The organism is Rhizobium sp. BK049 (assembly GCF_014193135.1).
In the GTDB taxonomy this organism is placed as follows: domain Bacteria; phylum Pseudomonadota; class Alphaproteobacteria; order Rhizobiales; family Rhizobiaceae; genus Rhizobium.
The window spans coordinates 420,237-428,980 of record NZ_JACHYV010000001.1; the positions used below are offsets into that span (position 1 = coordinate 420,237).

General features: G+C 58.0%; 6 protein-coding genes. 1 reads left to right on the forward strand and 5 read right to left on the reverse strand.

The genetic code is table 11. The features are described 5' to 3' along the window. Window positions 1-359: 359 nt before the first annotated feature. From FHT70_RS01970 to FHT70_RS01980, 3 genes are all read right to left on the reverse strand, one after another. Complete coding sequence (locus tag FHT70_RS01970) at window positions 360-2,348, reverse strand: primary-amine oxidase (RefSeq protein ID WP_183698501.1); 1,989 nt, start codon at window positions 2,346-2,348, stop codon at window positions 360-362. A 91-nt stretch (window positions 2,349-2,439) separates the two neighbouring features. Next, window positions 2,440-2,613: a hypothetical protein gene (locus tag FHT70_RS01975; RefSeq protein WP_183698503.1), complete on the reverse strand. Its 174-nt coding sequence runs from the start codon at window positions 2,611-2,613 to the stop codon at window positions 2,440-2,442. Next, window positions 2,610-4,061, reverse strand: coding sequence for an APC family permease (locus tag FHT70_RS01980; RefSeq protein WP_183698505.1), 1,452 nt, complete (start codon window positions 4,059-4,061; stop codon window positions 2,610-2,612). The genes FHT70_RS01975 and FHT70_RS01980 overlap by 4 nt, the downstream gene beginning before the upstream one ends. Before the next feature lie 120 nt (window positions 4,062-4,181). Between FHT70_RS01980 and FHT70_RS01985 the strand changes: the two genes are divergently transcribed. Beyond that, window positions 4,182-5,213, forward strand: coding sequence for an AraC family transcriptional regulator (locus tag FHT70_RS01985; RefSeq protein ID WP_183698507.1), 1,032 nt, complete (start codon window positions 4,182-4,184; stop codon window positions 5,211-5,213). Window positions 5,214-6,100: 887 nt separating this feature from the next. Here FHT70_RS01985 and FHT70_RS01990 read toward each other — a convergent pair. Both FHT70_RS01990 and FHT70_RS01995 read right to left on the reverse strand, forming a co-directional pair. Continuing rightward, window positions 6,101-6,775 carry a type 1 glutamine amidotransferase domain-containing protein gene (locus FHT70_RS01990; protein WP_022715097.1) on the reverse strand — a complete coding sequence of 225 codons (675 nt, stop codon included), beginning with the start codon at window positions 6,773-6,775 and terminating at the stop codon, window positions 6,101-6,103. A gap of 101 nt (window positions 6,776-6,876) precedes the next feature. Beyond that, window positions 6,877-7,851: an alpha/beta hydrolase gene (locus FHT70_RS01995; protein ID WP_183698509.1), complete on the reverse strand. Its 975-nt coding sequence runs from the start codon at window positions 7,849-7,851 to the stop codon at window positions 6,877-6,879. Between the last annotated feature and the right edge of the window lie 893 nt (window positions 7,852-8,744).

Genomic DNA, 8,744 nt, shown 5'->3' on the forward strand with positions numbered 1-8,744 from the left:
CGCTGTGGCAGAACCGCTGACCCGCCATTTCAGTGTCTGGGGCATACAAGGCATATATGGAACCGCCTTTGACGATTGGAATTGAGCGTTCTTTGAGAGCCGCGCAGCGTGACGGCACCGATTATTCCATCGATGCGGCCCGCAACGTCAATGTCATGCGACTGCCGTAAGCATCTGGAAGCCAGCACTTCTGCCGCAACGCCATTGACCCGACAATTGGCTATGAGTGTGCGGCTGATTTCGCAAGGAGGTTCTGGCCTCGGGGAAGACGGACCGCGAAGTCCTCGCGGAACGACCGGACCTTTCCTAGGACCTGACACACACTATCATGCGGGCATGATCCTGCGTTCTGCTGCCTTTTACGTGTGGCAGCAGGAACCGCTTGCGATTTTTTCATGCGAGTGCGGCAGACGATTGTCGACGCTCTCCTCGTTTCCATCAGGCGGCAGGTCCATGGCAATGTTAGATGCGAAGAAGCCGTTCGGTTTCAGCGTGAAGCCCGCATATTCCACGGGCATGATCGGAAAATCCTCAGGCTTGCAGACATGGGTATGGCCGAAGGAATGCCAGAGCACGACATCGGCATTCTCGATTTCGCGGTTGTGCTCGACATAGCCCGGCAGGCCGTCGCCGCCGGCATGAACGTTCGGATAATCGCCGCTCGCATATTTTTCCCTGGCATCGAAGGCCGTGACCCAGATGTGTTTCTTGGCGAAGCCGCCGCGCTGGGCAACGGTCGAATCCGGTTGGGCAAGCATGACAGGTGACGGCATGACGACGATCTTGTAGCCTGGCGTTTTGCCGACACTGTTCTGCATATTGGGGTTGGAGACTTTCCAGTAGCGGCCGGTCTCGCCATTGGCGAGCGCAGGCGAATCGAGTTCGCGCTTCAGCACGCGAGTCCTAGTATCGAAGACATTGCCATAGGGATTGTCTTCACCCCAGGGACGTGGCACGAACTCATGCTCGGTCACGGTGTTGCCACCGCCATCGACATCCATATGCAGGCGCGCATTGAAGAAATGCTGGTGGGTCGGGCCGCCGAGATTGTCATCGACCATACCGCCCCATGGATAGGTTTCGCCGGTCGCGACTGCCGCCGTCTGGATGATGCCGGTGAGCTTGGCTTCGAGCTGGATCGTGCCGTCCTGGTAGAGATACCAGTAGAAGCCGTAATCATAGTTGCCGACAGTTGCGAAGAAGGAGATGACAAGGCGGCGGGAGCGGCGCACTTCGAAAATACCGTTGCGGAATTCGTAATGCTTCCAGAGGATGCCGTAATCTTCCTCATGCATACAGATGGCGTTCTTCATGATGAAAGGCTGGCCGAAATCATCGGCCGCCGGCACGTCGAAATAGTGAATGTGGCCGAGGCAGTCGCAGCCAAGTTCGAGGCTGTTGGCCAGGCGCCCGAGGCCGTATTCGCCGGCATCGAAGGCGCTCTTCCAATAATGGTTCGCGGTCGGATCGGCATACGGCACGACCATTTCGGTAACGCTGGCGCGAAAGACGACGGGCCGCAGCCTGCCCTGATCCTTGATTCCGAGTTCATGCAGAACGAGGCCCTCGCGCGGGGTGAAACCGACACGGAAACTCCAGTTCTGCCATTCGACCTTCCAGCCGTCGACAGTAAAGCTCGGCCCCTGCGGCTGAACAATATGCAGCGGCTTGAGATCGGGCCGCGGTTCCGGGAAGGTTTCGCGACCATAATTGCGCTTTTTCCTCGGGACCGGGATGATCTTTTCATCGTCCACGAGATCGACCACTCGATTGGTGATCAGATCGACCACCGCCATGACGCCCTCGATCGGATGTGCGTAACCGTTGTCACGGATATCTTCGCGCCAGTAGGACACGGCGCGGACTATGCGCTTTCCCTTCTCGAATTCACGGCCAAAATAGCCGGAGGAAAAAGGATCGATCTGGATGAGCGGAATGTCCTGGTCGGTAATGCCGCGCTTCTTCACGGCAGCGATCCAGCGCGGATCGGATTTGACGGTGCCTTCCACGGTTTCGAATTCGCACAGCATGACCGGCGGCTGGCCATAAGGCAGCTTGTCAAGGGGCAGTCTCTTATAGGAGGAGACATTGCCGGCGGTCAGATCGACGATGCCCTCGAAGGTCTCGCCGTTGCTGATATCCATTGCCAGGATGAAGGCGAGGCGCGGCAGACTGTTGCCCAGGCGATGGGCGGCAAGATCCGCCTTGGTCGGCTCCTCCAGCCGGGTTATCGGAAAGCGGAACGTGGCTGCGAGTTTCTGCCTATCCTTGAGTATGGCAACGGCAGAGGCGATCTCGGCAAGGCTCAGAGGATCGAGCGGATGGGTGACTGCGACAACGGCGTCCATGAACATACCTCTTTGATTTAGGCCTCTTTGATTGTGGGCCTCTTGGCTTCCGGAAGGACGACGCGCCTTCGCCCGTCGCAAGCTGCGGTGATCAGGATCGACCGGAGCAGAGCTGCATCTCGGTCACCATCGCTTCTGCGTGAATGCAGAACACGGAGCAGAAAACATGCGCCTCAATGGCAACCAGCAAAGTTGCGCCGGCAAGGATTGCGATCGCGAGAACCAGAAGGCGATCGACGGGTGCGAGTTCAGCGATGACACTCATTCGAAAACCTTTCCGAGCGAGGCGTAGAGAGCGGGCTTGGATCTCTTGACGTGGATTGCAAACAGCGCTCCGAGAATGCCCACTAGCAGCATGACATAGGGGAAAGCCTTGACGATCAGGCTTTCGCTGCCGGAAAGCAGGGAAAGATTGGAACTGACCAGCACCAGCGAACCGATGAGACCGAGCAGCGCCAGCGTCGGGGCGATCATCGTGGTCCAGGCGCTGTAGCCGTTCGGCGTTTTGCGGAAGAACATGACGATCGCGACGGAGACCAGCACCTGCACCTGCAGAATACCGATCCCTGCAAGTGCCGCCATCCACGAAAACACCACGGTGTAGGGATCGGCGCCGAAGATCACGAACAGGGCAAGGACGACGGCCGCGATCAGACTTTGCAGCAGACCCGCGGCGTAGGGTGAGCCATGCTTGGCGTGAACCTCGCCAAGCACCTTGGCGGCCAGGCCTTCCCGGCCGAGGGCGAAGAAATAGCGGTTGAGCGTATTGTGGAAGGACAGGATGCAGGCAAACAGGCTGGTGATCAGCAGCACGTTCATCACCTGGCTCGCCCATGCGCCGAGGACGGAATTGGCGGCAGCGAAGTAGAAGCTGTCGAGCCCGGCAGCAGCAGAGGCCTGCACATTGCCCGTACCGTAGAATTGCACGATGGCCCAAGTGGAGAAGGCATAGAAGAGGGTGATGAGCAGCACCGCAACATAGGTGGCGCGGGGAATGGTCTTTTCGGGATCTTCGGCTTCCTCGCCGAAAATGGCCGTGGCTTCGAAGCCGATGAAGGAACCGATGACGAAAACCAGTGCTACACCAAGACCAGGCGTAAAGACCTGCGATGGCGCGAAGGAGGAAAAGGTGATGCCTTCCGGTCCGCCGCCTGAAAAGACGATGGCAAGATCGAGAACCAGCAATATGGCGATCTCGGCAATCATGCAGACGCCAAGGATCGCGCCTGAGAAGGCGATGTTGCGCTGACCGCAGACCAGCACGACGATGAGTGCCGCGAAGGCCCAGACCCACCACGGCAGCACCAGCCCAAGCGGCGCTATGGCGTTGGCCATGAAGAAGCCGAACAGGCCATAGATGGCGATCTGAACCGCGCTATAGGTGACCAGCGCCATGAAGGCGCCACCCACGCCGACTGCCTTGCCGATGCCGTGGGTGATATAGGTGTAGAAGGCCCCCGCCCCGCCCACATGTCGGCTCATGGCGGTGAAGCCGACCGAGAACAGCAGGTAAAGCAGGCCGGCGAGCACGAAAGCGCCGGGAACGCCTGCGCCATTGCCGAAAGCGAAAGCGGCTGGCGAAGCGCCGACGACGGCCGTGAGCGGCGCGGCCGCGGCAACGACAAAGAACACGATATGGGCAAGCCCTACCGAGTCCTTGGCCAGACGACGCTCCGGCGATGATGGTGCGGGCATGCTTGCGTCCAGTGTCATGGAGAACCCCCTTTGCTTGTTAGTTGCCAAGAGGGTAAGCGCGGCGACCTGGCCCCGAAATTGCAGTTCGTGCCAATGAATCGATAATTCGCGCCACGACGGTCACCGGAGACGCTGAAAATGGCAGTTGCATCGCATTTGATCAGCCGGATGCCCGCAGTTGCTTCAATTCGAGCCTCTGTCCTGATCCCGCTGGTGCAACAAATCGACAAAAGATCCGGGAAAACCGACCTTCTTCTGGCTTCGCACGGCATTCTGCGCTCGCAACTGGAAGATCCCTACACAGTCCTGCCTATGGTGCGTTACGTCGCGCTGTTCGAGGATGCCGCGACGATAACGGGCGAACCAGCACTCGGAGCCCGTATGGGCACAGGGTTCAAGCCCGCTGATCTCGGCCCCATCGGCATGCTCTTCGCGCTCTCGCCGAACATTCGCAGCGCCTTCGAACGGCTGTCGAAATATGTGAACGCGGTGCAGGGCGCGACCAGTTCCGGCGTATTCGAGGAGAATGGCGACTTTGTCTGGAGCTACCGGATCGTCGATCCCGGCATGTGGCCGCGCCGGCAGGACAGCGAATTCACGATAGCCGCCTCCTGCCAGCTTGTCCGTTCCTGCTTCAGTCGCGGCTGGCGCCCGATCGAAATACAGCTCGAGCATCACGCCCCGCGCGATGCTGGCGTGCTGGAACGGATCTATGGCGCGCCCGTCCTGTTCGGCCAATCCGGCAACCGGATCGTCATGAACAAAACGGATGCCGATCGTATCTACCGCTCTGAAGACAAAAGCCTGATCGAAATCCTGGAGCGGCATATCGGCGATCTGGTCAACGAGCCGGCGGCCGGCGATTCCGTCACTGAAAAGGTCCAGGCCCTGATCGGCATCTATCTCGGGCGCAAGCCGATCACGGTCGCGATCCTTGCTGCGGAACTGAAGATGTCGCCGCGAAGCCTGCAGCGTCGGCTGTCGGAGGAAGGCGTGTCGCTTCGCGATCTCGTTCGCCAACACCGCCAGACGCTCGCAGCCCATTATCTCGGCGACCGGCATGCTGCTCCGATGTCCGAGGTGGCGCGTGTGCTGGGTTATGCAGACAATACCGTGCTCTGGCGTGCGCTGCGGTCCTGGAAGAAAATGAAACCATCTGCCTTCGGATAAATCGAAGAACATGCGATGTGTCCACAAACCGCCGGACAACATCGGTGGCATTTCTCGGAACGGGCCAAGGGTCATCAAGGCCCCATCGGCAACCTGTCGGTGACGTGATGTGTTGAGGCCGGTCGAGTTTTCTCGCTAGGACACACCAGGACATCTCAGTGTTTTCTTGTCAGCTCTTAATGAGAGCAGAATCTGAGAAATCATCGAGCGTCTAGCGCAGTTGAAGGGACCCGAACCCACGACCCCGATATTACGATTTTCCTTGTGCAACATCGCGGATCAAAGAAGCCGATAGCAAAGCGTGAGCTGTTGCACTTAATTTGAGATTCCCCTAGCCAGGGGTCTTAAATTATCTGCCAAAGGATTTCTCAAAAGGGTTTTCCTAGCAGTGACTCGGTCAGTTCGAGGTGAACTGACCGGGTTTCCGGAAGTGGCACGCACATGGTCGACGACAGAAATATATCCGAATGCGCAAATGGCTTGCCCGGTGCGGGTATTGACGCACAGCGTCGGCGGCCCTGAAGTAGATCAGGCTCTATGTGAGATGCTACTTGGCAACGCCATTCTTCGTGTCGCCAGGTTGGATCAGTCTGTTCGCAGCACGGCGGCTGCGACAGTCACACTCGATGGCATTTAGCTTGATTGCAAAGATTGCAGGCGGCTAGCTCTCAAATACGGGGACCGTCTCGAAGTTCGCGAGTAACGACATCCCACTGTCATATCTGAGGTCGGCACTCCCGGCGGACGACGTGTAGAGTGTGGTGGCGAAGGAGCTTACCAAGGTCGACGATCCGATGGCCAGCATAGCAAGGAAATAACGCGCTGAACGCAAACGACGGGTTGCTCGCCTGCAGTATGCGCTGTCAGGCGAGCAATAGGAGCGATGATCACCCCTGCTTTCTGAGGGCCGCAAGCAACTCCTGCGCCAGAGGTCCAGCGGAAGCCGGATTTTGGCCAGTGATGAGGCGACCATCGACGACGACATGAGGCTCCCAGTTCGCCGCAGACGAATAGATCGCACCCTCGCCCGTCAGGGCATCTTCAAGCTCGAACGGCACATCCTCGCGGGCGTAGTCGTATTCCTCCTTTTTCGAGAAGCCCGTCACCTTTTTACCGCGTACGAACGGTGTTCCGTCGCCAAGATCAACGCCAAGCAACGAGCACGGTCCATGGCAGACCGCGCTGACGATCTTGCTCGTCGTCCAGGCGCGCACGATCGCACTCTGGACCTCACGATTGCGTTGGATGTCGACCATCGGCCCCAGGCCTCCGGGAATGAGGATCGCGTCATAATCCGCGGCGTTCACTTCGCACAGCCGCCGACTGCGGTTCAGTCGGCGGAAAGCCTTGCTCCCACGAAACTCTTTCTGCGCGGCGTCTTTCTCGTCATAGGCGTCAAACGGTGTCCATCCGCCAGCAGGTGACGCGAACTCGACGGCGACGCCCGCCTTGTCGAGGACGTCAAACGGATGAGCAACCTCCGCGAAGAAGAAACCGGTGGGACGATTGTGCGGACCGATCACTGCTGCATTTGTGACGATGAATAGAACGTGCTTTGTCATTTGCTTCTCCGTTTGTTTATACTTGGGATACAGGAATCTTGATCGTTGGCAGACGCCACCCGCGTACTTAAAGTGTAACGGCCGGCTCGGTGGAGCAGGGTCTAGAGTTTGGCCAATTCACGATCCAGGAAGCCGCGAATTAGCGGAACCATTTCATCCAACTTGTCTTCGAGCGCGAAGTGTCCGGAATCGAGCAAGTGGATTTCGGCCTGTGGCAGATCCCGAAGGTAGGCACGCGCTCCTTCCTCAGGGAAAACCCTATCGTTCTTTCCCCAGACGATTAGCGTTGGCGGCTGATGGTCGCGGAAGTATTTCTGAAATGCTGGATAGAGCGGCACGTTGGTACGGTGGTCATAGAAGAGATCCATTTGGATATCTTTGTTACCGGGCCGATCCAGGAGCGCTTGGTCCTGGACCCAGTTGTCAGGACTTATGCGGCTGACGTCCGACACTCCGTCGGTATATAGGAACTTGGTCGCCTCGAGGGTCACCAGGCCAGACAGCGCGTCCCGGTGTATGCTCGATCCGTCCGTCCAATAAGCCTTTATCGGATCCCAGAGTTCTCGCAGACCCTCATCGTAGGCGTTTCCATTTTGAATAATCAACGCGGTGACACGATCGGGGTGCTTCAGCGCAAGCCTGTAACCGACAGGTGCGCCGTAATCCATCACGTACATCGCGTAGCTCTGGACACCGATATCGGACACCAGCTCGTCGACGATGTCTGCATACGCCCCAAAGCCGTATTTGAAATTCTTGTGATCCGGAGCGTCGGATTGCCCAAAACCGGGAAAATCGGGGGCGATAACGTGGTATCGATCCGCCAGTTGGGGAATGAGATTTCGGAACATGTGTGAAGAGGTTGGGAACCCGTGAAGCAAGAGCACGACGGGAGCGTCCGCCGGTCCAGCCTCCCGATAGAAGACGTTCAAGCCCTGGATCTTGGCTGACCGGTAGTGCACAGTGACGACCGGAGCGCGCATCTCTGGGGCGGTCTGCGCACCGGCATTCGCAGTCCGCGCAATAGGTGCCGCGGAGACGATAGCTAGCAGCAAGGTTAAGACAAAACGGCGCATGCGCGTTCTCCCTTCTTACGATCGGACAGTGTTCATTTCGTTGCTGGATATTGCCTGACCGCAGAACCCCGAACGAGTTAATCGTCGTAAATCCCAGGGAAACGAGCATCGCGGTTGACCCAGGGCGTAACATCGCTGGCGCTGGATGGGGGCGTTGGTCCGGCGAAGACGCCCAGAAGGCACGGCAACTGGACTGCGACAGTCAAACCGCAGTTACAGCGACGTTGAGCTAGCCAAATAACAGGGCGGGCCAAAAACGGGTATTGAACACCGTCAAATCGCGAGAAAGTTGCTATCCCCACTCGCGCGCAGCCGCCGCGTTTCACGCATGTTTACATCATTTCACCTGCGTTGCGGCCACTTCTGTCGTATTGCTCGATTAAGTCGAAAGCCCGCGATGGCGGAACGTGCCGCCAACCGACGGCCGGGAGACGCGAATGCCATCCGTTCTGACCGATTTGTGGATACAGTTCGCTATACTGTTCGGAGCCAGAGCAGCCGCCCATATAGTGTCTCCTGCTCCTGGAACCCGTCGATTGATCATCGACTGCGTGTTTTTCTTGGCACTGACTGCCTTACTGCTTTGGAACGGCATACCGCCCTACTCTGTGGAAGACCTGGGGTCTTCGGTAACGTTGCGCTTCGTGCACGGAAGCCTCAAGACCATATGGTGGCTGGCGGGTGCAATGGTTTTAGCGAATTGCGCGCGCGTCTTTCTAATTCTTGAACACAAGCCGCGCGAAGGCAGACTTCTTCAAGATCTCGTCGTAGCAATTATCTACGTAAGCGCAGCGTTATGGTACATTCTATTTCCAAGTGCGACATGCCAATGATTTCAATGGCTTCACTTTGGAGATTTTGGCATGTCCCGATGCTATACGCAGCTTGCCCTC

Coding starts and splice junctions, on each gene's coding strand:
- FHT70_RS01970 (WP_183698501.1), bottom strand. CDS start 2,348: ATGGACGCCGTTGTCGCAGTCACCCATCCGCTCGATCCTCTGAGCCTT.
- FHT70_RS01975 (WP_183698503.1), bottom strand. CDS start 2,613: ATGAGTGTCATCGCTGAACTCGCACCCGTCGATCGCCTTCTGGTTCTC.
- FHT70_RS01980 (WP_183698505.1), bottom strand. CDS start 4,061: ATGACACTGGACGCAAGCATGCCCGCACCATCATCGCCGGAGCGTCGT.
- FHT70_RS01985 (WP_183698507.1), top strand. CDS start 4,182: ATGGCAGTTGCATCGCATTTGATCAGCCGGATGCCCGCAGTTGCTTCA.
- FHT70_RS01990 (WP_022715097.1), bottom strand. CDS start 6,775: ATGACAAAGCACGTTCTATTCATCGTCACAAATGCAGCAGTGATCGGT.
- FHT70_RS01995 (WP_183698509.1), bottom strand. CDS start 7,851: ATGCGCCGTTTTGTCTTAACCTTGCTGCTAGCTATCGTCTCCGCGGCA.